The organism is Paraburkholderia fungorum (assembly GCF_046027605.1).
Lineage (GTDB): Bacteria > Pseudomonadota > Gammaproteobacteria > Burkholderiales > Burkholderiaceae > Paraburkholderia > Paraburkholderia fungorum_F.
In genome coordinates this window covers 44,211-67,814 of record NZ_JAQQEF010000003.1, presented here as the reverse complement: position 1 = coordinate 67,814, position 23,604 = coordinate 44,211, and the positions used below count along the sequence as shown (strand labels likewise).

At 64.3% G+C, this 23,604-nt stretch carries 19 protein-coding genes; 18 read left to right on the top strand and 1 reads right to left on the bottom strand.

The window, feature by feature from the left end:
* The first annotated feature begins 208 nt into the window (after nt 1–208).
* The 6 genes from PQR53_RS06460 (at nt 209) to PQR53_RS06435 (ending at nt 6,816) form a co-directional block, all read left to right on the top strand.
* Entirely contained in the window at nt 209–1,852 is a 1,644-nt protein-coding gene (locus tag PQR53_RS06460) for a fatty acid--CoA ligase (RefSeq protein WP_408451744.1), read from the top strand.
* Between the two features lie 22 nt (nt 1,853–1,874).
* Nucleotides 1,875–2,339, top strand: coding sequence for a MaoC family dehydratase (locus PQR53_RS06455; protein ID WP_408451743.1), 465 nt, complete (start codon nt 1,875–1,877; stop codon nt 2,337–2,339).
* 60 nt (nt 2,340–2,399) lie between these two features.
* On the top strand, nt 2,400–4,106 hold the full coding sequence (locus PQR53_RS06450) for an alpha/beta fold hydrolase (protein ID WP_408451742.1): 1,707 nt from the start codon (nt 2,400–2,402) through the stop codon (nt 4,104–4,106).
* Nucleotides 4,107–4,177: 71 nt separating this feature from the next.
* Nucleotides 4,178–4,600 (top strand): phasin family protein, encoded by a 423-nt coding sequence (locus PQR53_RS06445; protein WP_408451741.1) that lies wholly within the window; start codon nt 4,178–4,180, stop codon nt 4,598–4,600.
* Between the two features lie 84 nt (nt 4,601–4,684).
* A complete protein-coding gene (phaZ, locus tag PQR53_RS06440; protein WP_408452329.1) occupies nt 4,685–5,518 on the top strand; it encodes a poly(3-hydroxyalkanoate) depolymerase in 834 nt (277 codons plus the stop codon).
* Nucleotides 5,515–6,816 carry a DUF445 domain-containing protein gene (locus tag PQR53_RS06435; protein ID WP_408451740.1) on the top strand — a complete coding sequence of 434 codons (1,302 nt, stop codon included), beginning with the start codon at nt 5,515–5,517 and terminating at the stop codon, nt 6,814–6,816. The genes phaZ and PQR53_RS06435 overlap by 4 nt, the downstream gene beginning before the upstream one ends.
* Nucleotides 6,817–6,847: 31 nt before the next feature.
* Here PQR53_RS06435 and PQR53_RS06430 read toward each other — a convergent pair whose 3' ends face one another.
* Nucleotides 6,848–9,571: a winged helix-turn-helix domain-containing protein gene (locus tag PQR53_RS06430; protein ID WP_408451739.1), complete on the bottom strand. Its 2,724-nt coding sequence runs from the start codon at nt 9,569–9,571 to the stop codon at nt 6,848–6,850.
* A gap of 252 nt (nt 9,572–9,823) precedes the next feature.
* Here PQR53_RS06430 and PQR53_RS06425 point away from each other — a divergent pair, with 252 nt between their 5' ends.
* From PQR53_RS06425 to ldcA, 12 genes are all read left to right on the top strand, one after another.
* Complete coding sequence (locus tag PQR53_RS06425) at nt 9,824–11,080, top strand: acyl-CoA dehydrogenase family protein (protein ID WP_408451738.1); 1,257 nt, start codon at nt 9,824–9,826, stop codon at nt 11,078–11,080.
* 51 nt (nt 11,081–11,131) lie between these two features.
* Entirely contained in the window at nt 11,132–12,247 is a 1,116-nt protein-coding gene (locus PQR53_RS06420) for a saccharopine dehydrogenase family protein (RefSeq protein WP_408451737.1), read from the top strand.
* A gap of 63 nt (nt 12,248–12,310) precedes the next feature.
* Nucleotides 12,311–13,552: a thiolase family protein gene (locus tag PQR53_RS06415; RefSeq protein WP_408451736.1), complete on the top strand. Its 1,242-nt coding sequence runs from the start codon at nt 12,311–12,313 to the stop codon at nt 13,550–13,552.
* Nucleotides 13,553–13,625: 73 nt separating this feature from the next.
* A complete protein-coding gene (locus PQR53_RS06410; RefSeq protein ID WP_408451735.1) occupies nt 13,626–15,230 on the top strand; it encodes an AMP-binding protein in 1,605 nt (534 codons plus the stop codon).
* 43 nt (nt 15,231–15,273) lie between these two features.
* Entirely contained in the window at nt 15,274–16,023 is a 750-nt protein-coding gene (locus PQR53_RS06405; protein ID WP_408451734.1) for an electron transfer flavoprotein subunit beta/FixA family protein, read from the top strand.
* Between the two features lie 17 nt (nt 16,024–16,040).
* Complete coding sequence (locus PQR53_RS06400) at nt 16,041–16,988, top strand: electron transfer flavoprotein subunit alpha/FixB family protein (RefSeq protein ID WP_408451733.1); 948 nt, start codon at nt 16,041–16,043, stop codon at nt 16,986–16,988.
* Between the two features lie 14 nt (nt 16,989–17,002).
* On the top strand, nt 17,003–18,793 hold the full coding sequence (locus PQR53_RS06395; RefSeq protein ID WP_408451732.1) for an acyl-CoA dehydrogenase C-terminal domain-containing protein: 1,791 nt from the start codon (nt 17,003–17,005) through the stop codon (nt 18,791–18,793).
* 128 nt (nt 18,794–18,921) lie between these two features.
* Nucleotides 18,922–19,623: an OmpW/AlkL family protein gene (locus PQR53_RS06390; RefSeq protein WP_408451731.1), complete on the top strand. Its 702-nt coding sequence runs from the start codon at nt 18,922–18,924 to the stop codon at nt 19,621–19,623.
* Between the two features lie 448 nt (nt 19,624–20,071).
* Nucleotides 20,072–20,671 (top strand): 2'-5' RNA ligase family protein, encoded by a 600-nt coding sequence (locus tag PQR53_RS06385; RefSeq protein ID WP_408451730.1) that lies wholly within the window; start codon nt 20,072–20,074, stop codon nt 20,669–20,671.
* 556 nt (nt 20,672–21,227) lie between these two features.
* Nucleotides 21,228–21,629 (top strand): DnaJ family domain-containing protein, encoded by a 402-nt coding sequence (locus PQR53_RS06380; RefSeq protein ID WP_179732569.1) that lies wholly within the window; start codon nt 21,228–21,230, stop codon nt 21,627–21,629.
* The gene (tadA, locus tag PQR53_RS06375; protein ID WP_408451729.1) at nt 21,626–22,366 is read left to right on the top strand and encodes a tRNA adenosine(34) deaminase TadA; all 741 of its coding nucleotides are present in this window, start codon (nt 21,626–21,628) and stop codon (nt 22,364–22,366) included. The genes PQR53_RS06380 and tadA overlap by 4 nt, the downstream gene beginning before the upstream one ends.
* Nucleotides 22,367–22,397: 31 nt before the next feature.
* Nucleotides 22,398–23,324 (top strand): muramoyltetrapeptide carboxypeptidase, encoded by a 927-nt coding sequence (gene ldcA / locus PQR53_RS06370; protein WP_408451728.1) that lies wholly within the window; start codon nt 22,398–22,400, stop codon nt 23,322–23,324.
* The last annotated feature ends 280 nt before the right edge of the window (nt 23,325–23,604 follow it).

The following is a 23,604-nucleotide window of genomic DNA, read 5'->3' as shown; positions in this document are numbered from 1 at the left end:
GCGGCACAAGCCGCCCGCCAGACGGGCGCCCCGGCCTTGCGCGGGGGGCGCGCTCCCTTTCCCCTCACCCATGCCGCTCCCCCTTTCAGGGGATGGTCCGGCACCCTTATCGCACCGATCATGGCATCACTCGGGATGCACTGAACGCGCCACGCGACGATCAACCTGTGCCAGCCCGCGATCCAATTTCGGACTCAAGGAGATGTAGATGCAGGACGACGTGCAAGACCCGACGCTCACGGCCCATGCGTATCCGCTACTGATCAAGCAGTTGCTGCATACGCCGTTCGTTCAGGCCCCGGACCAGGAAATCGTCTACCGCGGTCAGCTTCGTATGACCTATGCCACGCTGCACGAACGGATTGCGCGGCTCGCCAACGGCCTGAGCCGGCTCGGCGCGCGGCACGGCAGCACGGTCGCCGTGATGGACTGGGACAGTCACCGCTATCTCGAGTCCTACTTCGCGGTCCCGATGATGGGCGCCGTGCTGCAGACGGTCAACGTGCGGCTCTCGCAGGCGGAGATCGCTTATACGATCAACCACGCCGGTGCGGAAATACTGCTGGTTCACACCGATTTTCTGCCGGTGGTCGAGGCCATCAAGGATCAACTGGAAACGGTGCACACCTTCGTCTGGATCGACGAGCCGGGCAGCGACGCCTGTGCGCACACCATTCCGTTCGCGACCGAGTACGAGGCGATGCTGGCCGCCGGCGAGCCCAGCTACGCGTTCCCGGATTTCGATGAGAACACGCGCGCCACGACGTTCTACACGACGGGCACCACCGGCTTGCCCAAGGGCGTCTATTTCTCTCACCGGCAACTCGTGCTGCACACCCTCACGGTGATGGCGGCGCTGTCCAGTCCGATGTCGGGCCAGCGCTTTCACCGCGGTGACGTCTACATGCCGCTCACGCCGATGTTCCACGTGCACGCGTGGGGCATGCCCTACATCGCTACGGTGCTTGGCGTGAAGCAGGTTTATCCGGGCCGCTATGTGCCGGAACGGCTGGTGCAACTCGTGCGCGACGAAGGCGTCACGTTCTCGCATTGCGTGAGCACGATCCTGCACATGCTGCTGGGTTGCCCCGAGGCGAACTCGGTCGATTTCAGCAACTGGAAGATCGTGATCGGCGGCGGCGCGTTGCCGCACGGCCTTGCCCGCACGGCGCTCGAGCGGGGCATCGACGTCTTCACCGGCTACGGCATGTCCGAGACGTGCCCCGTGTTGAGCCTCGCGCAACTTCCGCCCGGCAGCGAAGCGCTTGGACTCGATGAGCAGGTGCGTTTGCGCTGCAAGACCGGCAGGCCGGTCCCGCTCGTCGACCTGCGCATCGTCAACGAAAGCATGGAGGACGTTGCGCACGACGGCAAGGCATTCGGTGAAGTCGTCGTGCGCGCGCCGTGGCTGACGCAGGGCTATCTGAACAATCCCGAGGCGTCCGTGCAGCTCTGGGCCGGCGGCTATCTGCATACGCAGGACATCGCCAATATCGACCCGACCGGCAACGTGCAGATCACGGACCGGATCAAGGACGTGATCAAGTCGGGCGGCGAGTGGATCTCGTCGCTTGAAATCGAAAGCCTGATTTCGTTGCATCCGGGTGTCGCCGAAGTCGCGGTGATCGGCATCAAGGACGACAAGTGGGGCGAACGGCCCGTGGCGCTGGTGGTGCTGAAGGCCGATATGGCGGCCACCGAGGAAGACATCAAACAGCATGTGCTGACGTTCAGCGCGACGGGGCGGATTTCGAAGTATGCGGTGCCGCAGATCGTCAAGTTCGTCGACGCGCTGGAGAAGACGAGCGTCGGCAAGATGAACAAGAAGTGGTTGCGCGAGCAGTTCGCCTGACCGGTCACGAGGAGCAGACACGATGAGTATCAACGCATACAGCCTTGCCACGATCGACGACTTCGTCGGCCGCGAGCTGGGTCTGTCGGAGTGGGTTGTCGTCGACCAGGCGCGCATCGATGCCTTCGCGCAATGCACCGGCGACCGGCAGTGGATTCACGTGGACGTGGAGCGGGCGAAGCGCGAGAGCCCCTACGGCGGCACCATCGCCCATGGCTATCTGACGCTGTCCTTGCTGGCCGCACTCGCGATCGAGATCGGCCTGATTCCCGAGGACGCCTCGGCCGGCCTGAACTACGGACTCGACAAGGTTCGCTTCATGACGCCGGTCAAGGCCGGTGCACGGGTACGCAACCGCGTGAGCCTGGTGTCGGTGGAGAAAAAGGGCGGCGGCCGCGTCATCGTCAAGACGATGAACGAGTTGCAGATCGAGGGCGAGGCCAAGCCGGCCCTGATCGCGGAGACGCTGGCGATGCTGGTGGCGTGAGCCGGTCGCCTGACGAAGACGAATTGACGACGACCAAGCGGTCGTTTGAGGAGCAGCAAAATGGCGGTAACCACTGAAAATCAATCGCGAGACACGCCGGCCGATGACCTCGCGGCGTCTGCCGCGGACGGCATGCTCGGTCCCAACCCGTTTGTCGGGCTGCGTCCCTGCGACATCCTCGCCACCGCACAGCAGATCGGTGCGCAGGCGTTGCAGCAACCCGCGCTGGTCGCGGAACAGGAAGCGGCACTCGCCCGGGCGCTGGTTGCCGTGCTGTGCGGCAGCGCGGAATCCTCGCCGCCGCAGGGCGACAAGCGCTTCGGCGATCCGGCGTGGCAGGACAATCCGTGGTACCGCATGACACTGCAAGGCTATCTGGCGTGGCGCGACGCGCTCACCGGCTTCGTCGCCCGTTCGGCGCTGGACCAGCGGAGCAAGGAGCGCGCGCAGTTTGTGCTGTCGCTGCTGACCGATGCGTTGGCGCCGACGAATACGCTGCTCGGCAATCCGGCGGCGCTCAAGAAGATCGTCGAGTCCGGCGGCGCGAGCCTGATTGGCGGGTTCCGCAACTTCGTGATGGACCTGCTGAAGAACCAGGGCATGCCCGAGCAGGTGGACCGCACCGCGTTCGAAGTCGGCAAGAATCTCGCGACGGCACCGGGCGCGGTGGTGTTTCGCAACGAGGTGCTCGAGCTGATCCAGTACGCACCGGCCACGGAGCAGGTGTACGGCCGCCCGCAGCTGATCGTGCCGCCGCAGATCAACAAGTTCTATGTATTCGACCTGTCGGAAGGCAAGAGCATCGTCAACTATCTGGTGAAGAACGAATTCCAGGTGTTCGTCGTGAGCTGGCGCAACCCCACGGCCGCGCAGCGTGACTGGGACATGGATACCTACGTCGCCGCGCTGATGGAAGCGATCGCGGCGGTCCGGGACATCACCGGCAGCGACGACGTGAACCTGCACGGCGCGTGCTCCGGCGCGATGACGATCTCGGCGCTGCTCGGGCATCTCGCGAGCCGTGGTGAAAAGACCGTCAACGCCGCCACGCTGATGGTCGCCGTGCTGGACAGCAGCGCGGAATCGCAGCTCGGCCTCTTCGCGACGCCGGAAGCGATCGCGGCCGCCAAGCAGAGCAGCACCGCGCGCGGCGTGCTCGCCGGCGAGGAGATGGGCCGCGTGTTCGCGTGGCTGCGTCCTAACGATCTGGTGTGGAGCTACTGGGTCAACAACTATCTGTTGGGCAAGACGCCGCCTGCCTTCGACATCCTCTACTGGAACAACGACACGACCCGGCTGCCCGCCAAACTGCATGGACAACTGCTCGACATCTTTACGGGCAACCTCTTCAGCAAGCCGCGCGCGCTGACGGTGTTGGGTACGCCGATCGATCTGTCCGAGGTGACCTGTGACAAGTACGTCGTGGCCGGCATCACGGATCACATCACGCCGTGGAAGGGCGTCTACAACTCGGCACGGACCTTCGGCGGCAATACACGCTTCGTGCTGAGCTCGAGCGGCCATATCCAGAGCCTGATCAACCCGCCGGGCAATCCGAAGGCGAAGTTCTTCGTCAATCCGGAACTGCCGGCCGATGCCGACGCGTGGCTCGCCGCCGCGCAGGCCGAAAAGGAATCGTGGTGGAGCAACTGGCGCGACTGGCTGGCCGCCCGTTCGGGTGAACGCCGGGCCGCGCCGGCAGCGCCGGGCAACAAGCAGTATCCGTCGGTCGCGCAGGCGCCCGGCACCTACGTGATGGAAGCATGACGCACCCCTGTGGCCGTGTCATGGCGTCATAGCCAATATTTTTTCAACGCAGTTTTTATGGAGTCTTGATCATGGAATCAATCAATCCCAGCAATCTCTTCGGTGAATACGCAAAAGTAATCGGGCAGTTCAAGCTGCCGGGCATCGACGTCACCGCGCTTCTGGAGTCGCGCCGCAAGGACATCGACGCGCTCGCGCAAGCCAACACCGCCGCGCTCTCGGGCATGCAGTCGCTCGCTACCAAGCAGTCGGAGATTCTGCGCACGACGATGGCTGAGTTGCAGTCTCTCGTCACGCGGCTCGGCGCGGCAGGCGGCAAGCCCACGGCGAATACGGGCGAAGTGGTTCAGCAGGCGTTGCACAAGGCGCTGGTGGACATGCAGGAACTCGCTGATACGGCATACCGTGCCCAGTCCGACAGTTTTGCGGTGGTGACGCGGCGCGCGGCAGAGCATGTCGAGGAATTGAAGGCGCTCCTGCAACCGAAAAAGTAACGCGGCGCGGCAATGCGAAACACCACTGCTGCCGATGCAGCAGTGTCGTGTCATGAGGTCTTCCGGATGAGAGAAATGACAGAAATGACGATGCGCCCCGAGTCGGCCACCACCCTGCAGATCCAGACCGTCGATCTGGACGGTCAGCTTCTGCGCGTTGCGACCCGGTATGGCAGCGACGCTTCGCCGCCATTGCTCATCTTCAACGGCATTGGCGCGAATCTCGAACTCGTGGAACCGTTCGTGGCAGCGCTGGAAGACGTGAGCGTCATCATCTTCGATATCCCGGGCGTCGGCGGCTCGCCTGCGCCGGTCCTGCCGTATCGCTTCTCGACGCTGTCGGTGCTGAGCGACAGGCTATTGTCGCGGCTGGGTCATGACGGACCCGTCGACGTGCTCGGCGTCTCCTGGGGCGGCGCGCTCGCGCAGCAATTCGCGCATCTGTATCCGGGGCGCTGCCGCCGGCTGATTCTGGCGGCCACGTCGCCAGGCGTGATCATGGTGCCGGCGCGGCTTTCGGTGCTGTCGAAGCTGATCGGACCGCGCCGCTATACCGACCCGGCCTATCTTCTGAAGGTGGGGGCGGAAATCTATGGCGGTGCTTACCGGCGCGATCCCGCGCTACTCGAACAACATAGCCGCCACATTCAGGCGCCGCGCGGCCGTGGCTATCTCTATCAGCTGCTGGCCGCATCGGGCTGGAGCAGCCTGCCCTGGCTCGGCAGCTTGAGCCAGAAAACACTCGTCATGCACGGCAACGACGATCCTATCGTGCCCTTGACCAACGCGAAAATTCTCGCGGCCCGTATCCGCGACGCGACGCTCTATGTGATCGACGACGGGCATCTGTTTCTGATCACGCGTGCGAAAGACGTGGCGCCCGTGGTGCGAAAGTTTCTTCGGCAGGAGACGGTTTGAGCTTTCTGACTGACGGCGACGGTGACGGCAGTGAGAGCTCGCAACGCGCGTCAGCCGATGCACCGCAAGACCGCAAGGCGATTCGTCTGAAGCGCATGAGGCGAACCGCGACGTGCCTGCTCGCGCTGATGATCGCGCTGCTGGCCACGTGCGTCTCCTGGCAGGCCGGCTATCCGTGGCTTGCATGGCCGCGAGCGTTCGCCGAGGCCGGCATAGTCGGTGCGATCGCGGACTGGTATGCGGTGGTCGCCTTGTTCCGGCATCCGTTTGGCCTGCCGATCCCGCATACGGCGATCATTCCACGCAACCAGCAGCACATCGCCGAGAGTCTCGGCAACTTTGTCGAAGACAATTTCCTGACCCCGGAGCTCATCATCGGCCGGCTCAGCGGCCATAACGCCGCGCACGCGCTGGCCCAGTGGCTGGCCGAGCCGGCCCACAGCCGCGCGGTAGCCGATGCGGTGGCGGACTCGCTGCCGGGATTGCTGAACAGCATCGACGGCGCGGACCTTGGGCGCTTCTTCGAGCGCGTGGTGATTCCGCAATTGCGCACGCTCGACGTGTCTCGCGCTGCCGGCGGCATCCTCAAAGTCCTGACGGAAGATGACCGGCATCAGCCACTGCTGGATCGCGGACTGGGCGCGCTGGAGAAGTGGCTCACCGCCAACGTGGATCTGATCAAGGCCAGGTTCAGCGCGGCGTCGCGCTACACGCCCGCACAGCTCGACGCCTATATCGTCAACCGGTTCGTCGAAGGCATCATTGCGCTGCTTCGTGAAGTCGCCGCGAGTCCGGATCACGAGTTGCGCCGCCAGTTCGACGCGGCCGTGCAGGATCTGATCGTTCAGTTGCAGAGCTCGGCCGTTCATCGCCGCTTCGGCAGATCGTTGCTGCGCGATTGCATCCGGCGCCTTAGGGACGGTGAATACTATCGCGTGATTCTGGATCACACCCGCGCGCGCGTGGCCGCCGACCTGGATCGCGAGCATTCGGTCCTGCGCGACGTGGCCGCGAGTATGCTGGCTTCGCTCGGCAAGAGCGTAAGCAGCGAGCCCGTCCTTCAAGGCAAGCTGAACGCGTGGTGGCTCGAACTCGCGCGCTCGCTGGCGGTGCGCTACCGGCGCCGGCTGTCGGCGCTGATCACCGAGGTCGTGACAAGCTGGGATGCGGCGGAAGTCGGCCGGAAGATCGAGGCGGAGATCGGCCGCGACCTGCAATACATCCGGATCAACGGCACCTTCGTCGGCGGTCTGATCGGCGTTCTGCTCCACGCGGCCACGCTGGTCGCCGCGCGGTGAAGCGCATGCGTCGAGCAGGGCGCTGCGCGATCTATAGCTGCCCAACGAGTCCCAACGCCTGCGCGCGCGCCACCGCCTGAGCGCGCTTGTCGACCGCCAGCTTCACGAAGATGCTCTTCACGTGAGACTTGACGGTTTCAGGCGTGATCCCGAGGGCGCGCGCGATTTCCTTGTTCGACTGTCCCTCGGCGATCAACTCGACGATGTTGCGCTCCCTTGGGCTCAGCGATTCGCGCTCGGGCTTGCTGGCGGGCTGGTACAGCGCGCGCCAGCCGTCGAGCAGATGATCGATGTACGCGCTCGCGTCCTTCGTTTGCGCCGTGCATCGTGTGTCGTCGCGAACGGCTTGCAGCAACGGACCGATTTCCGCTCCCTGATCGAGGATGGACCGATAGATGCCGGCGGGTGCGGCAACGCTCAGCACTTCACGAAAAATCTCGATGGCCCGGCTGCGTTCCTGCGCGCCCAGCCACGCGAGTGCGAGCACGGTTCGCAGGCGTAACGCGAGGTAATCGCCATGCCGGCTTTCGACGCTCTGAAGCGCGGCATTCAACGACTCGACGGCATCCCGCGCGCGATTCTGCGCCATTGCCACACAGGCCGCCGCCAGCGCGCGGTAGGTTTCGATCTCGGGTGAGACGGACTGCGCGGGGCCGCACACGGAGGCGGCGAGCCGGTCGAGTTGCGCGACACACGCGGCGGCCTCCGTGAGTCTTCCTTCCATCAGATACAGGCGGCTGCGCTCGACGAGCGCGGCGGCGCTCAGCCGGTCCCACCGGCGCGCATAAGCCAGGGTCTGGGCCTGGTCGAGCAGGGCATGGGCCTGGGCGGTGTCCGCGCGCGCGATCGCGATCCGCACGAGCAGACGATAAGCGATCAATACGCTATCGAGCATGACTGCGGCGTCGACAACCGGCATCAGGTCGATGACGAGCGCTTCGGCCTCGTCCAGCCGGCCCTGTTCGTAGCGGATATGTCCGATCATCGGCGCGCACAGCGCGACACAGACGGACTGCGGGCCGGCATGATGTTCGGCGAGCCGCGCCGACTCCGTGAAATACCGCTCGGCCAGCGCGAAGTGCATCTGCTGCATTTCCGCGTGGCCCAGCAGACATAGCCGGTAAACAGACGAAAACACGTTGCGCTTGTCTTCCTCGATCGAATAGGGAATCCAGGGCGTTGCGTACAGCGCCTGCAGGTCGCCCGCTTTCCAATGCGCAAAGCGCACGACATTGGAGACCACGTTGGTGGTCCAGATATCGGTCGACGGCTGATCGAGGCAGGCCTGGGCCAGCACGAGCGCCCGTTGCGGATCGTCCTGCAGCGCTGCCACGACCGAACGGATCGCCTGGGATTCCCAACGGATGGCTTCAGCGCCGGCGCTCGTGGCGGACGTGTCGCGTTCGATTGCATCCAGCATGGCGAGCGCGTCGTGAAAGCGCATCGCCAGCGCCATTCCCCAGGCGATTGCCAGCGTGACGGTCACTTGCGCCCGCATCAGGTGGGCCGGGAACTGGCGTTGCCAGCCTAGCAGCGTCAGCAGGTCGCCTCTGGTGACGAGCGCCATCGCGCAACGGCCCATCAAGGAGACGGCGTCTTCCGTGGCGCCGGCGGCGATGGCGTGCCTGACGGCGTCGGTCCAGCGCTCCTGCCCGGCGTACCACTGGCATGCACGCAGATGCAAACCCGGCACGTCGTCGCGATACTGCGTCTCCAGCCGCAGGCGCAGGTACTCGCCCATCAGGTGGTGATAGCGGAACCAGTGTCCTTCCACGTCCATCGGTTCGAGCAGCAACTGGCGTGCGGCGATTGCCTCGAGCAGGCTTTGGCTCGCCTCGATGCCGGTGACCGCCTCGCACAGCGGCGCCGTCAGCCGGTCGAGGATCGACGTGCGCAGCATGAACTCGACCATCTCGACGGGCAAGCGCCTCAGCATGTCTTCCAGATAAGCGGCGAACGGCCGGGAAGAGCCGGAAGGCGCGGTCAATTCCCAACCCGGCCTGACCTGCTCGCGCGAGAGCACCGAGGTGGAAATGCGCAGCGCCGCGGCCCAGCCTTCGGTGCCTGCGAACAGCGATCTGACGCCGGCAGCGCGCAGTTTGCCGGGGCATTCGTGTTCGACGAAGCAGCGTGTTTCGTCGAAGTTGAAGCGCAGCGCCGCTGCGTCGATTTCCAGCAGATCGTTGCGGGCTCGCAGCCGGGCGAGCGGCAGCGCGGGATCCGTGCGGGTGCAGAGCACCACATGCACATGTGACGGTGCGTTCGCAACGAAAAACGACATAGCGTCGTGAATCGCCGGAAGGCTGATCAGGTGATAGTCGTCGAGGAAGAGATAGACCTCTTCGTCGACGTCGACGAGTTCGTTGATGAGGGTCGACACGACGGCATGCGCGGGAACCAGCGAGGCCTCGGCCGTCAAGCCGATCGCGGAAGCGCCGACGTTGCCGCAGGCATGCCGCAACGCCTGCGCCACGTGATGGAGAAAGCGCGCAGGTTCGTCATCCTCAGTATCGAGAGACAGCCACGCGAGGTGTGCGCCGCCCGCGCGCAGCCGCGCGAGCCAGGTGAGCGCGAGCGAAGTCTTGCCGAAGCCGGCGGGCGCCTTGATCACCGTGAGCCGTTTGCTCTCGGCCTGCTCGGCAAGACCATTCAGCCGCGGACGGTCGATCAGACCGGGGGGCAGCCGTGGTGGAAAGACCTTCGTGGTGAGAAGGAAAGGCGGCTTCTGTTGCGGCATCGCTTCAATGACATGCATCAGCTGCTCCGGGCATTCGGGTTGACCCTGGCTGCCATCCCCCGTCCACGCAATCGCGCTCCCCTGTACGGGGGATGTTGCATGGCGCCGCGCCGGGACACCATGGATTCCATGCAGGAGATCGAAGTTCAGTCAGCCGGACAACGGTGAAACGCACCCCGCTGGCCACACCGCTGGACCACTTGCCGGGGCCGGCCGTGACCGGTGCGTCGCTCACGAAATGATACGCCCAACCACCTCGAAGGAGGAGACATGTCAACCGCATCGAATCACCTTGCAGCGCACAAACTCGGTCCGCTCGGTGCACAGCCCGCGCCCTCGGAGATGAGTCAGATGGTTCAGCAGAGCGTGCACCGTTACGCGGAAGAAGTGCTGCGCCCGATCGGCGTCAAGCTCGATCGCATGACGCCCGAAGAGGCGATCGCACCGGGCTCGCCGTATTGGGAAGCACGCGACAAGTTTGTCGGGCTCGGTTTCGGCGTCGACGGGCTGCTCGAGCTCGAACCGGCCGAACGGGCAACGACGATGAGCATCCTGTTCGAGGAGCTCGGCTGGGGCGATGCGGGACTCGCGGTGTCGTACGGCGCCGGCTTGCTGCCCGCGCTGATGAGCGCGGTGTCCGGCAATTCGTTTTGCCGCGCACTCGCACCGGATGCGAAGCTCGGCTGCTGGGCCATCACGGAGCCCGATCACGGCTCCGACATGCTCGACGTGAACGGCATGATCTTCAATCCGCAAGGCACCTATGGCCGGCCCAACTGCGTGGCGACGCTGCGCGGCGACGAGGTGATCATCAACGGGCAGAAGTCGGCCTGGGTGTCGAACGGCATTGTCGCCGACGTATGCATTCTCTATTGCGCGGCGGACAGCGGCAGCGGCGCCGACACGAAACGCGGCGTGGTGGTGATCGTGCCGCTCGACGCCAAAGGCGTCTCGCGTGGCAAGCCGCTCGACAAGGTTGGTCAGCGCGCGCTCAACCAGGGCGAACTGTTCTTCGAGAACGTCAGGTTGTCGAAGGAGCACCTCCTTGCCGGTCCCGACCAGTATGTCGACGCCGTCTACGCGATCCACACATTCGCCAACGCGATCATGGCCACTGTGTTCACCGGCACCGCGCGCGCCGCGTTCGAGCTCGCGCTCGCCTACGCGCATGAACGCAAGCAGGGTGGCTTGCCGATCATCCGCCATCAGTCGGTCGCGGCACGGCTCTTCCACATGTTCCGCAAGGTGGAGGCCTCCCGCGCGCTCGCGCAGCGTGTCGTGCATTACAACTTCACGGCGGCGCAGCCGTCGCTGCACGCGGCCATGACAGCGAAGATCACCGCGACCCAGACCGCTTTCGAAGTCGCCAACGACGCGCTGCAGATCTTCTGCGGCAACGGGCTCACCCGCGAGTATCCGATCGAAAAGATCTGGCGCGACGCCCGCGCTTCGCTGATCGAGGACGGCTGCAACGAAGTCCTTGCGATCAAGGGCGGCTACTACCTGATCGATCCCGAGCTGCTTTGAACGGCCCGGCACGGTCGTGCAATCCGATGAAAACCTGAAGGAGACGACGAAATGGCAACGACCTACGAAGTGGTCCTCTATGGAGCAAGTGGCTATACGGGCAAGCTCACGGCATGGAAGCTCGCCGAGCGCGGCATTCCGTTCATTGCCGCCGGGCGCAGCAAGGAGCGGCTGGAAGAAGAGCTCGCGAAGGTGCCCGAGCTGGCCGGACATGACTACCAGTGCGTAGCGGTTCAACACGAAACAGGCGCGCTCACCGAATTCTTCAAGGGCAAGAAGGTGGTGATCAATATCGTCGGACCGTTCATGCAGCTCGGGCGCCCGGTCGTCGAGGCGAGTCTCGCGGCCGGTTGCAACTACTTCGACACCACCGGCGAAACCGACTGGATGTCGCTGCTCAAGCGCACGTATGGAGAGGCTTTCGCTGCCAGGAATCTGGCGCTGTGCCCCGGCAATTCATACATGTGGGCCGAAGGCAATCTGGCGGCGGAGATCGCGCTGGAGACCCCGGGCATCGACACGCTCGACGTGCTCTATCTCGGGGACTCGGAAGTCAGCGTCGCCTCGACGATGTCGTTTCTGCGGATGTGCACGCAGCCGCAGTTTTATCTGCGCAACAAGCAACTGGTGCAATGGCCGTGGGCCACCCCGTATCAGGTTCATGTGCCGGGTGAGCACATGCTGCTGAACGCGTTGCCATGGAGCGGCGGCGGCGAGCCGGTCTGGTACCAGGACGATCCGCGTGTGCGTAATTGCCAGACGCTGGTGTCGTTCAGGAATCAGGAGCGCTTTCTCGCGGTGGTCGGCCTGCTGAGGAAGTTCGAGGAAGAGTGCCGGCATCTCGACCCCGCCAAACAGGAAGACGTCACCAATGAGTGGGGCAAGGCGGTGACCCAGACCGAGCCCGCGCGCGAAAACCCGGATGTGAATCGCTGCACGCTGTCGGTTCGGGGACGGGGCAATACGAATTCCGTCAGCGTGATTCTGCGTGGCAATTCGCCCTATGCGCAGACCGGCGTGCTCGGGGCGGAAGCGGCGCGCCGCGTGCTGCGCGGGCAATTGCACGCGACCGGCTTCGTGTCGCCGGCGCAGGCGTTCGGCGCGCGCAATCTGATCGCCGCGCAAGCCGAGGAAGGTTATCTCGCCTACGAGGTCAAGCGCGTTTGACAACGAATCGAACGGTTCGCGCCGGCGGTTCGCGGCGCGTGCCGGCCGGCATTGGAGATTGATATGGGCAACGAAGTGTATATCGCGGGCGTCGGCATGACGCCCTTCGGCAAGCATCTCGACACCAGCGTGAAGCAGCTCACGCGCGCGGCAGTGGAAGACGCGCTCGCCGACGCAGGCTGTGACAAGGCGCAGTTGCAGGGCGCGTTTTTCGGCAACTCCACCCAGGGGCACATGGAAGGCCAGCACATGATTCGCGGCCAGCTCGCACTGCGGGCGATGGGTATCGAGAAAGTTGCGGTGATCAACGTCGAGAACGCTTGCGCGAGCGCCAGCACCGCGTTTCACCTCGCGGTGAACTACGTGAAAGCCGGTGCTGCCGATATCGTCCTCGCGGTGGGCGCGGAGAAGATGTTCTCGACGGACAAGGCGCGCACCTTCAGCGCCTTCGATGGCGCGTGGGACGTGCATGACACGGAAAACGGCAAGCGCCGGCTGCTCGACATGGGCGACGGCATCGAGCCGCCGGCAGGCAGCATCTCGCCGAAACCGTACAGCGTGTTCATGGATATCTACGCCTCGATGGGCCGCATGCACATGCGCGAATTCGGCACCACCCAGCGCCAGTTTGCCGCCGTGTCCGCCAAGAACCACGGACACTCGGTCCACAATCCGCTCGCCCAGTACCGGCAGGCTTACTCGATCGAAGAGATTCTCGGCGCACCGCCGATCACTTATCCGCTCACGCTGCCGATGTGTTCGCCCGTCAGCGATGGCGCGGCCGCGGCGATCGTGTGCAGCGAGGCCGGCCTCGAGCTATTGCAGGGGCGGCGCGCGCGCGCGATTCGTGTATTGGCCTCGGTGCTGCAAACGGGAAGCGAACGGCCAGCCACCGCGCTCGACCGGCATCTGGTCCGGCTGGGCTCGTTGAGCGCTTATGAGCAGGCGGGCGTCGCGCCGGGGGATGTTTCGGTCGCCGAGGTGCACGACGCGACGGCGATCGGCGAAATCATCCAGTCCGAAGTGCTCGGGTTGTGCGAGCCGGGCCTGGGGGGCGTGGCCGCGGAACGTGGCGAGACGACGCTAGGCGGGCGGATTCCGATCAATCCGTCGGGCGGCCTCGAATCGAAGGGCCATCCGATCGGCGCAACAGGACTGGGTCAGCTCTACGAACTGGTGACGCAGTTACGCGGTGAGGCGGGCGCCCGCCAGGTCGAAGGCGCGCGCATCGCGATCGCGGAGAACGGCGGCGGGTTGTGCGGCGTGGAAGAGGCCGTCGCCAGCATCACGATTCTCGGACGCTGAGGCGAACCGTGACCCCGCGACAGATTCTGCGCACGCGCAAGACCCAATCGCATCTGCAAGGAGAGAGGGCGCCATGAGCACGACACCTGAAACCACCTTGGCGGCGTTGCTCGCCAATCGCGTCGAGAGCATGCCGGATCTCGACGTGCTGACCGTCGAAGGCGCCGGCGTGCGGCCCGATGAGGTGCGCACTTACCGGCAACTGTGGGAGAACGGTCAACGGCTCGCACAGGTACTGATCGATCAGGGCCTGCAACCCGGCGAGCATTTCGGGCTGCTGATGGCCAATCACGCGGAGTTCGTCGACGCGATGGTCGCGGCGTCGATTTCGGGCACGGTGTTCGTGCCGATCGATCCGCGCGCGAAGGGCGAGAAGCTCGCCTTCATGCTCGACAACGCGCGCTGTCGCGGCGTCATCGCGGCGGACTACGCGCTCGACAACCTCTTTGCGGTGCGCGCTTCGCTCTCCCAGCTGTCGTGGGTGATCGGGCTCGAAACGGACGAGGGCGCGAAGCCGCCCGGCGCTTTTGCCGGCGTGTCGTCGTACCGCGCGTTGCTGCCCGAACGGGTGCCCGAGTTGCAGATCGTGGGCCGCGATCCCGACAGCGCAATGCAGTTGATTTTCACGTCCGGCACCACCGGCGAGCCGAAGGGCATTGTCATGACGCACCGCCGCTATTGCGCGACGTCGGCGGCGGTGTCGGCACTGTTTGGCTACGTGCCTGAGGACCGGCCGTATTCGGGACTGTCGCTCACGCATGCCAACGCGCAGATCGTGACGCTGGGCGCATCGCTCACTGCCGGCATGCGCGCCGTGCTGTCGCGCCGCTTCACGAAGTCGCGTCTGTGGGACATCACCCGCAGGTACCGCTGCACGACGTTCACGCTGCTCGGCGGGATGACCACGGCGGTCTATAGCCAGCCGAACCAGGCCGGCGACGCGGACAACCCCGTGCGCTTCGTGATCTCGGCAGGGATGCCGGCGGCGATCTGGCAGGCATTCGAGCAGCGCTTCGGCGTGCAGATCGTCGAGTTCTACGGCGCGGCGGAAGGCGGGATCACGATCAAGCCGCTCGGGACCGGTCCGGTCGGCAGTATCGGCAAGCCCGCGCCGATTCTCAGGCACCGCATCGTCGACGACGACGGCAACGACTGCGCGCCTGGCGTGCCCGGCGAGCTGCTGTTCCGTCCGGCGGACGGCTCGCCGTTCAAGGTCGAATACTTCGGTAATCCGGACGCCTCGGCGAAGAAGTGCAGGGACGGCTGGCTGTACATGGGGGACGTCGTGCACGCGGACGAGAACGGCTGGCTCTTCTTCGACTACCGCAAAGGCGGCGGCATTCGCCACAACGGCGAGTTCATCAATCCGGCGCCGATCGAGAAAGTGATCGCCGAATCGGGTCTGGTCGAGGACGTCTACGTCTACGGCGTGAAGGCCGCCTCAGGCGCGCCCGGCGAGAAGGACGTGGTCGCGGCGGTGGTGCCCAAGGACGCGGTCCGTTTCGACCCGCAGCAGATATTCCGCGCGTGCCGCGCGAAGCTCGAAGCGAGTTCGGTAATCGCCTGGCTGCAGGTGGTGCCGGAGATCCCGAAGACAGCATCGGAAAAGCCGCTTGAGCGCTACCTGATAGCCATGTTCGACGAACAGCGTGACGGCGTATTCACAGAAACGCCGTGAGACGGCGCACTGAAACATACGAATTTTCAAAACGGAGTAGGCAATGAAAGTACTTGTTCCTGTCAAACGCGTCGTCGACGCGAATGTGAGGGTCCGCGTGAAGGCCGACGGCAGCGCTGTCGATATCGCCAACGTGAAGCTGTCGATGAACCCCTTCGACGAAATCAGTGTTGAAGAAGCCGTGCGCCTGAAGGAAGCCGGCACGGTGAGCGAGGTGATCGCGGTGTCGTGTGGCGTACAGGCCTGTCAGGAAACGCTGCGCACCGCGATGGCGACGGGGGCCGACCGCGGCATCCTCGTCGACACGGACGTGGAGTTGCAACCGCTCGCGGTCGCGAAGCTGCTGAAGGCGCTCGTGGATAAGGAGCAAGCGCAACTGGTGCTGCTCGGCAAGCAGGCCATCGACGACGACTCGAACCAGGTCGGCCAGATGCTCGCGGCGCTGCTCGGCTGGCCGCAGGCGACGTTCGCCTCGAAGATTGCCATCGAAGCGGGAAAGGCCACGGTCACGCGCGAGATCGACGGCGGGCTCGAAACGATCGAAGTCGATCTGCCGGCGGTGATTACCGCCGATCTGCGGCTCAACACGCCGCGCTACGCCACGCTGCCCAACATCATGAAGGCGAAGAAAAAGCCGCTCGATGTCCTGACGCCGGACGCGCTCGGGGTCGACGTCAAGCCGCGGCTCACGACGCTCGGGCTCGCGGAGCCGGCCAAACGCGAGGCAGGCATTCGCGTCGCCGACGCAGCCGAACTGGTCGACAAACTGCGCAACGTCGCACACGTCATCTAACACGCAAGGGGAGAGAAATGCCCGTACTCGTAATTGCTGAGCACGACAATCAGACGCTCAAGACAGCGACCCTGAATGCCGTGACCGCTGCCGCCCAACTGGGCGACGACATTCATGTCCTCGTGGCCGGCGCGCAAAACGCTGCGGTCGCCGAACAGGCGGCCCGCATTGCCGGTGTCACGCGGGTTCGTCTCGCCGCTGCCGCGCACTACGGCCACGCGCTGGCCGAGAATCTGGCGGCGCTCATCGTGAAGATCGCCGCCGATTACAGCCACGTGATCGCACCGGCCACCACTACCGCGAAGAACGTGATGCCGCGGGTGGCCGCGCTGCTCGACGTGGCGCAAATCTCCGACATCGTTGCCGTCGAATCCGCCGATACGTTCGTGCGCCCCATCTACGCGGGCAATGTGCTGGCGACGGTGCGAAGCGCCGACCCTGTCAAGGTCGTGACCGTTCGAACGACGGCCTTCGCCGCGGCATCCGCTGAAGGAGGCAGCGCCGCGATCGAAGCGCTGGAGTGCGCCGCCGAAGTTGCTGGCTCGCGCTTCGTGAGCCAGCAGCTTACCCGCTCCGAGCGCCCCGAGCTGACGGCCGCGCAACGCGTGATCTCCGGCGGCCGGGGCATGGGGGCCGGCGAAAACTTCTCACTGCTCGACGACATCGCCGACAAGCTCGGCGCGGCGGTCGGCGCGTCACGGGCCGCGGTCGATGCCGGCTTCGCGCCCAACGATTATCAGGTGGGCCAGACCGGCAAGGTGATTGCCCCGCAGCTTTATATCGCGGTAGGCATCTCCGGCGCGATCCAGCATCTGGCCGGGATGAAGGACTCGAAGGTGATCGTCGCCATCAATAAAGACGAGGAGGCGCCGATTTTCCAGGTCGCCGACTACTGGATCGTCGGTGACCTCTTCAAGGTATTGCCGGCTTTGTCCGGCGAACTCGACAAGCTGCAACAGGGTTGAGACAGGAGCACAGAATGACTACTTACATTGCGCCGTTGCGCGACATGCGTTTCGTGATGACGGAACTGGCGGAGCTCGGCGAGCTGTCTTCGCTGCCGGGCTACGAGGAGGCGACTCCGGAACTCGCCGAGGCGGTACTCGAGGAGGCCGCAAGGCTCGCGACTGAAGTCCTGGCGCCCCTCAACAAGTCCGGCGACGAACAGGGCGCGCGGCTGACGCCTGATGGCGTGGTGGCCGCCGACGGTTTCCCGGCTGCCTACGGGCAGTTCGTCGCGGGAGGTTGGAGCGGCCTGAGCGGCGACCCCGAGTTCGGTGGCCAGGGCTTGCCCGAACTCCTGCAGGCAGCGACCGTGGAAATGTGGAACTCGTCCAACATGGCGTTCGCGCTGTGTCCGCTGTTGACGGCCGGCGCCACCGAGGCGTTGCGCCAGCATGGTTCGGACGAGTTGAAGGCACGCTATCTGCCGAAGATGGTCAGCGGCGAGTGGACCGGCACGATGAACCTGACCGAGCCGCAAGCCGGTTCGGACCTGGCCGCCGTGCGCACCAGGGCCGTGCCGGACGGGGATCACTATCGCCTCTCCGGCCAGAAGATCTTCATCACGTGGGGCGATCACGACATGACGGATAACGTGATTCACCTCGTGCTGGCCCGCACGCCCGATGCGCCCGAAGGCGTGCGCGGCATCTCGCTGTTCCTCGTACCGAAGTTCCTGCTCAACGCCGATGGTTCTAGAGGCGCGCGCAACGACGTGCACTGCGTATCGCTCGAACACAAACTCGGCATTCACGCGAGTCCGACCTGTGTGATGAGCTTCGGCGACCAGGGCGGCGCGATCGGCTATCTCATCGGGCAGGAGAACAAGGGGCTCGCGCATATGTTCACGATGATGAACGAAGCGCGCCAGAAGGTGGGTATCCAGGGACTCGCGATCGCGGAACGCGCTTATCAGCAGGCCCGTGAATACGCGAAGGAACGCGTTCAGGGACGGCTCGCGTCCGGCAAATCAGGTGGCGCCGTGGCCATCATTCATCACCCGGACGTGCGGCGCATGTTGATGACGATGAAGTCCCAGATCGAAGCGATGCGCGCCTTCGCGTATGTGATGGCGGCGGACATGGACCGCGCGCACCGTGACCCAGACGCCGCTGAGCGCGCACGTCGCCAGCTGCGTGTCGATCTTCTGATCCCTGTGTTGAAGGCGTGGTGCACGGAGTTGGGCGTCGAGATCGCGTCGACGGGCGTGCAGGTGCACGGCGGGATGGGTTACATCGAAGAGACGGGCGCATGCCAGTTTCTGCGCGATGCACGGATCGCGCCGATCTACGAGGGCACCACGGGCATTCAGGCGGCTGACCTTGCCGGTCGCAAGCTCGCGTCAGACCAAGGCGCGGGGATGGCTGAGCTTGTCGCGGAGATACGTGAGGCCGCGCTGGCGCTGGGACGCAGCACGGATACGCAAGTGGCCTCCGTGGGCACGGCGCTCGCGGCCGGTGTGCAGGCGCTGGAAGATGCCACCGCCTGGATGCTGCAAGCATTGGCGACTCAGCCCGATGCAGCGCTTGCCAGTTCCGTCGACTACCTGATGCTCACCGGCTACGTGTGCGGCGGCTGGCAGATGGGGCGCGCAGCGCTCGTTGCGGCAGCAAAAAGCGCCGCGAATGAGGACCCGGACTTTCATCGCACCAAGCTCGCCACTGCGCGCTTCTACGCCGACAAGATCTTGCCCAGGGCGAACGGGCTTCTGCAAGCGATCCGCAGCGGGGCGTCGGGCGGGTCGAGCCTCCCAATCGAGCAGTTCTGAACGGCACTGGAAGAACCGGCGTCGATACAAAACTATTGATATGTAATACGAAATAAAGTGGAGGGGATATGTTTAAAAAACTTGCATGCCTTGCGTTAATATCCGGCGCGATATGGTCCAGCAGCGCGATGGCACAGAGCGCCGGCAGTCTCATCACCAGCGTGGGAGGTGTCTGGCTCGACTTTGCCCCGTCTTCCGCAACCTCGTTGCAGAGCAGTTCGGCTTTGGGCACATTCACGTCAACGGGCACGGGTGGTCAGATACATAACACGTTCACCCTGGAGCTCTCGAACACGTATTTCTTCACGGACAATATCGCCGTCGACCTGGCAGCGGGCATACCGCCCAAGCTCCAGCTGTTTGCGCAGGGCAACGCCAAACCATTCGGTGCTGGCGGGCCATCGCTCAATCTGGGAAATCTGCAGCCGCTCGCTACCACCCGGTCGTGGTCACCCATTCTGTTCCTGAAGTATTTCTTCTTCGACGCGCAGGCGAAGCTGCGTCCGTTCGTCGGTGTCGGTGTGAACTACACCTGGTTCTCGCATACCAATCTCAATTCGACATTCAGTGGCGCGTTGCAGCAGATTGCAGGGCCGGGCGGACAGGTGACGGCATCGCTCAGTCCGTCATGGAACCCCGCCTTCGTTGCGGGCGCGTCTTACAACATCAGCAAGAACTGGTACGCGACTGCGTCGGTGACCTATCTGTCTCTCAAGACAAATGCGACGGTCAATGCCGTGGCTGCCAACGGTCAGACGGTGTTGTCCAACAAGACGCGCATCACGGCGGATCCGGTGATCGTCTTTGTTGGACTGGGATACCGGTTCTAGCGGGCGGATGTTTTAGTCGCGGCCGCCCTGCGGGGCTCGCGCGACGGGCGCGGACAGGCGCGCTTTGCCGGCGCCGGCTTTGTTCCCGGTCTTGTTCCCGGGGGGCGGCGTCGGAGATGATTTGAAGGCACGGAAGAGGGCGCTGCGGCGCCCTTTTTCGTGTGCCGGGCGTGCCCAAGATCCCGGGCATTTCACTGCGTCGGCAAGTACTTCCTGCGTTTTGAGCGATTCCACGTTGTCATCGATACTGTATGAATGTACAGTATCGTGCGTGGACGGCCAGTGAGTGCAAGTTCATTGGGCGTGAACGGGCACGGGATACGGGGGATGTGCTAAACCTCGCCTCGCCTCGCCCCGTCGAGTCGTGAAAATTTTCAGATGCGTGGGCAAGCCCGCAACGATGCGAGGAGATTCTTCGAAATGTCTGCGTCACCCATTCAGGCGCGCTATGCCTGAGCAATTCTGGCTACCCGGACTCGAGGCGCCACCTGTGCCGACCGATGGCCTGTTCTTCGCCGTCTTTCCAGATACGCATACGGCGGCGAGCATCTCGAAGCTGGCGCACCAGCTCTGCGGGGAGACGCGCTCGAAGAGCAAACCTCTCGCGGCCAACCGTTTGCACGTCACATTGCTGCACCTCGGGAATTTCGCGGGTGGTTTGCCGCCGGCACGCGTGGAAGCAGCGATGAGCGCGGCCGCGACCATCAAAATGGAGCCTTTTGGCGTCGAGTTCGACAGCGCGCGCAGTTTTGCGCTGAAGCCGCGGCCGGGGCCACTGGTGTTGGGCGGAGGCGAGGGTGTCGCCGGACTTCACGCGCTTCACGACGCGCTGGGGCCGGCATTGCAGAGCGCTGGATTCGGAGATCGCACGGACTCGGCCAATACACCGTTCACGCCGCACGTGACCCTCGCTTACGGCATGCCCTGGATCGCGCCACGTCCTGTTGAAGCCGTCAGTTGGAACGTGCGCGAGTTTGCTTTGGTGCACAGCCTGCTCGGGCGAACCCGGCATGTCGTTCTGGCGCGCTGGCCGTTGGCGGCTGGGTGACGATACTGGCTCGTGTGGGCCGTTATGAACTAATGCGTTGAGGCGCGCCGGACTAGAACCGCACACCGGTTGCGCAACCGCCGGCAAAGCCACCACCGCTTCCGCCAGCGCCTCCGCAGAACACACCGCAGCCTGATAACGCGGCGGAGATGGCAACGGCCATCACGGTCACGCGTAGGTATCGCTTGAAAGCGTGCTTGCGGAGTTGCGCGAGCGGTGCGCTCAGGCGTGGATCGAAGCGTGCGGCATGTGTGGCATAAGCGGCACTAGCGGGAAGTGCGGGGTGGGCGCGGTGATTGTTGAATCCGGATTGCATGGCGTAAATGGGCTCCATGAGTAGGGCGGCTGAAGGCGGCTGTTTTGTGTCGCCGGACGAAAGATGTTTGTAAGTTTTTTGGGGGCGAAGCGGCGGCGCCGACAACCCTCTACCCTAATCCACGACATGCATTCTTCGAATGCGCAAAATCTGAAAACCAGGTAGATTCGTCGGTCAGACAGTCAGAACCGCCGCGTGCTCCCTGATAGAATGCTTGGGCCGCAACGTAGTGGACCGCAGATGAAATTGCTTGATGCGTTAGTCGAACAGCGTATTGCCGCCGCAGCCGCGCGCGGTGAGTTCGATGATTTGCCGGGCGCGGGCGCGCCGCTGCTTCTGGAGGACGATGCACTGGTCCCCGAGGAGGTGCGCGTCGCCAACCGGATTTTGAAAAATGCGGGTTTCGTGCCGCCAGCTGTCGAGCAGCTGCGCGCGTTGCGCGACCTCCAAGCGGAGCTGAATGCCGTGAGTGACGAGGCTTCCCGCTGCCGTCTCCAGGCGCGCATGCTGGCGCTCGACATGGCACTTGAATCGCTGCGCGGCGGTCCGCTGGTCCTGCCGCGCGAATACTGCCGGCGCATTGCCGAGCGACTGTCGGAACGCGTTGGCAACCTCAATGCGGCTGAAGCGGGTTCGCAGTGAGCGAGCCGCTTGCCCGCTGTGTCGAGTCAGGCCCGGAGCCGGTCGAGCCCGCGGAGTGTGATGAATTGGCCGGGACGGCGAAGTTGCCGGCTGCCCAGCCTGAATCCGCTGGTTCCGGCATTACGGTGCCGGCGAGCGATTCGGCTCAAACAGTTGCCGCCACTGCGTCGTTCCACACCGATCCTCCGCCAGACGAATTGCCCGCACCTCCGGTGTCGGAGCGCGATCGCCGCTTCATGGTGCTCGCCCAGGCCGCCGCCGAACAGGCCCGCGCAGCCGGCGAAGTGCCGGTCGGCGCGGTACTCGTGCGCGGCGACGAAGTCATCGCCACAGGGTTCAACCATCCGATCGGTGCGCACGACCCATCCGCGCACGCGGAAATGGTAGCGTTGCGGGCAGCCGCGCAAGCCGTCGGGAACTACCGGCTGCCGGGCTGCGAACTCTATGTCACGCTCGAGCCTTGCCTGATGTGCGCCGGCGCGATCATGCACGCACGCATCGCCCGCGTCGTGTTCGGGGCGCGCGATCCGAAGACGGGAGCGTGCGGCAGTGTCGTCGATGCGTTTGCGAATCCGCAGTTGAATCACCACGCCACGGTGACGGGCGGCGTGCTGGAAACCGAATGCGGCGCCGCGCTCAGATCGTTCTTTGCGGAGCGGCGTCGCGCAAGCCGTGAAGCACGCGCGGCGGCGCGCGGTGAAGCGCATACCGAACTGGGGCCGGCCGAGCCGCTCTAAACAACACAACAACGTCCAACAGGTCTTGCCAATGACCGTCCATCGCACCATTGATCTGATCGCGCCGTCCGGGTATCCGCACGACTCCGAAGTGCTGCATCGCGCGTTGCGCCGCTTGCATGCCCAGGGGCATCGCGTCAACGGTGTCGAGGCGACCAAACGCCGATACCAACGCTTCGCCGGCACTGACGGCGAGCGTGCCGCTGATCTGAACCGGCTGGCCGACCCTTCGCGTGAATTGCCCGACATCGTGCTGGCCGTGCGTGGTGGCTACGGCGCGGTGCGCATTCTGCACGGACTCGACTACGATGGGCTGCAACGTCGGCTGACCGATCAACCGGTCGCGCTGGTGGGCCATAGCGATTTCACCGCGGTTCAACTGGCGTTGCTGGCGCGCGCGGGACTGAAAACGTTCGGCGGCCCGATGTTGATGAGCGACTTCGGCGCGGAAGATCTGAGCGAATTCACCATGCAGCACTTCTGGTCCGCGCTGACCCAGCCGACCATGACGGTGACGAGCAACGCGCCACAAGCACAGACCGCCGATGTGAGCGGCACGTTGTGGGGCGGCAATCTGGCGGTGCTGACATCGCTGATCGGCACGCAGTACATGCCCCCGGTGCAGGGCGGCATTCTGTTCGTCGAAGATGTCAACGAACAGCCGTTTCGGCTCGAGCGAATGCTTTATCAGTTGCACCTGTCGGGCATTCTCGCGCAGCAGCAGGCGCTGGTGCTCGGCGATTTCTCCGGCGGCAAACCCTACGATTACGACAACGGCTACGACGTGCACGCGATGGTCGAGCAGGTAAGGTCGGTGGTCGGGATTCCGGTGATCACCGGTCTGCAATTCGGCCATGTTCCTAATATGCTGACGCTGCCGGTCGGTGCGGACGCACACCTCGTCGCCGGCGCACACGGGTTCAAATTGACGTTATCGGGCTATCCGTCTCTCGCCTGAGCGCCGAAGGGGCAGGGAGCTGGGAAGCGGGCGTTTGCCTGCTTTCTTTTTGAATTGCTAACGCAACTAACGGTCTATTATTAACCCCGACCACCAGCAGACGTGCCAGTGATGGTCCATCTATTTTGTTGACAAAAATCTCCACCAGTAGACGGTTGCGGAGCTCCTTAATTAAACTGGTACTGAAGCCCCGCAAGGATCACACACCGCTCCATTAGGTCCCCAACCCAATGGCGCTACCAACATTGTCAAAATTCAAATCAAAAATTGTTGACAATTT

Coding starts and splice junctions, on each gene's coding strand:
- PQR53_RS06460 (WP_408451744.1), top strand. CDS start 209: ATGCAGGACGACGTGCAAGACCCGACGCTCACGGCCCATGCGTATCCG.
- PQR53_RS06455 (WP_408451743.1), top strand. CDS start 1,875: ATGAGTATCAACGCATACAGCCTTGCCACGATCGACGACTTCGTCGGC.
- PQR53_RS06450 (WP_408451742.1), top strand. CDS start 2,400: ATGGCGGTAACCACTGAAAATCAATCGCGAGACACGCCGGCCGATGAC.
- PQR53_RS06445 (WP_408451741.1), top strand. CDS start 4,178: ATGGAATCAATCAATCCCAGCAATCTCTTCGGTGAATACGCAAAAGTA.
- phaZ (WP_408452329.1), top strand. CDS start 4,685: ATGACGATGCGCCCCGAGTCGGCCACCACCCTGCAGATCCAGACCGTC.
- PQR53_RS06430 (WP_408451739.1), bottom strand. CDS start 9,571: ATGCATGTCATTGAAGCGATGCCGCAACAGAAGCCGCCTTTCCTTCTC.
- PQR53_RS06425 (WP_408451738.1), top strand. CDS start 9,824: ATGTCAACCGCATCGAATCACCTTGCAGCGCACAAACTCGGTCCGCTC.
- PQR53_RS06420 (WP_408451737.1), top strand. CDS start 11,132: ATGGCAACGACCTACGAAGTGGTCCTCTATGGAGCAAGTGGCTATACG.
- PQR53_RS06415 (WP_408451736.1), top strand. CDS start 12,311: ATGGGCAACGAAGTGTATATCGCGGGCGTCGGCATGACGCCCTTCGGC.
- PQR53_RS06410 (WP_408451735.1), top strand. CDS start 13,626: ATGAGCACGACACCTGAAACCACCTTGGCGGCGTTGCTCGCCAATCGC.
- PQR53_RS06405 (WP_408451734.1), top strand. CDS start 15,274: ATGAAAGTACTTGTTCCTGTCAAACGCGTCGTCGACGCGAATGTGAGG.
- PQR53_RS06400 (WP_408451733.1), top strand. CDS start 16,041: ATGCCCGTACTCGTAATTGCTGAGCACGACAATCAGACGCTCAAGACA.
- PQR53_RS06395 (WP_408451732.1), top strand. CDS start 17,003: ATGACTACTTACATTGCGCCGTTGCGCGACATGCGTTTCGTGATGACG.
- PQR53_RS06390 (WP_408451731.1), top strand. CDS start 18,922: ATGGCACAGAGCGCCGGCAGTCTCATCACCAGCGTGGGAGGTGTCTGG.
- PQR53_RS06385 (WP_408451730.1), top strand. CDS start 20,072: ATGCCTGAGCAATTCTGGCTACCCGGACTCGAGGCGCCACCTGTGCCG.
- PQR53_RS06380 (WP_179732569.1), top strand. CDS start 21,228: ATGAAATTGCTTGATGCGTTAGTCGAACAGCGTATTGCCGCCGCAGCC.
- ldcA (WP_408451728.1), top strand. CDS start 22,398: ATGACCGTCCATCGCACCATTGATCTGATCGCGCCGTCCGGGTATCCG.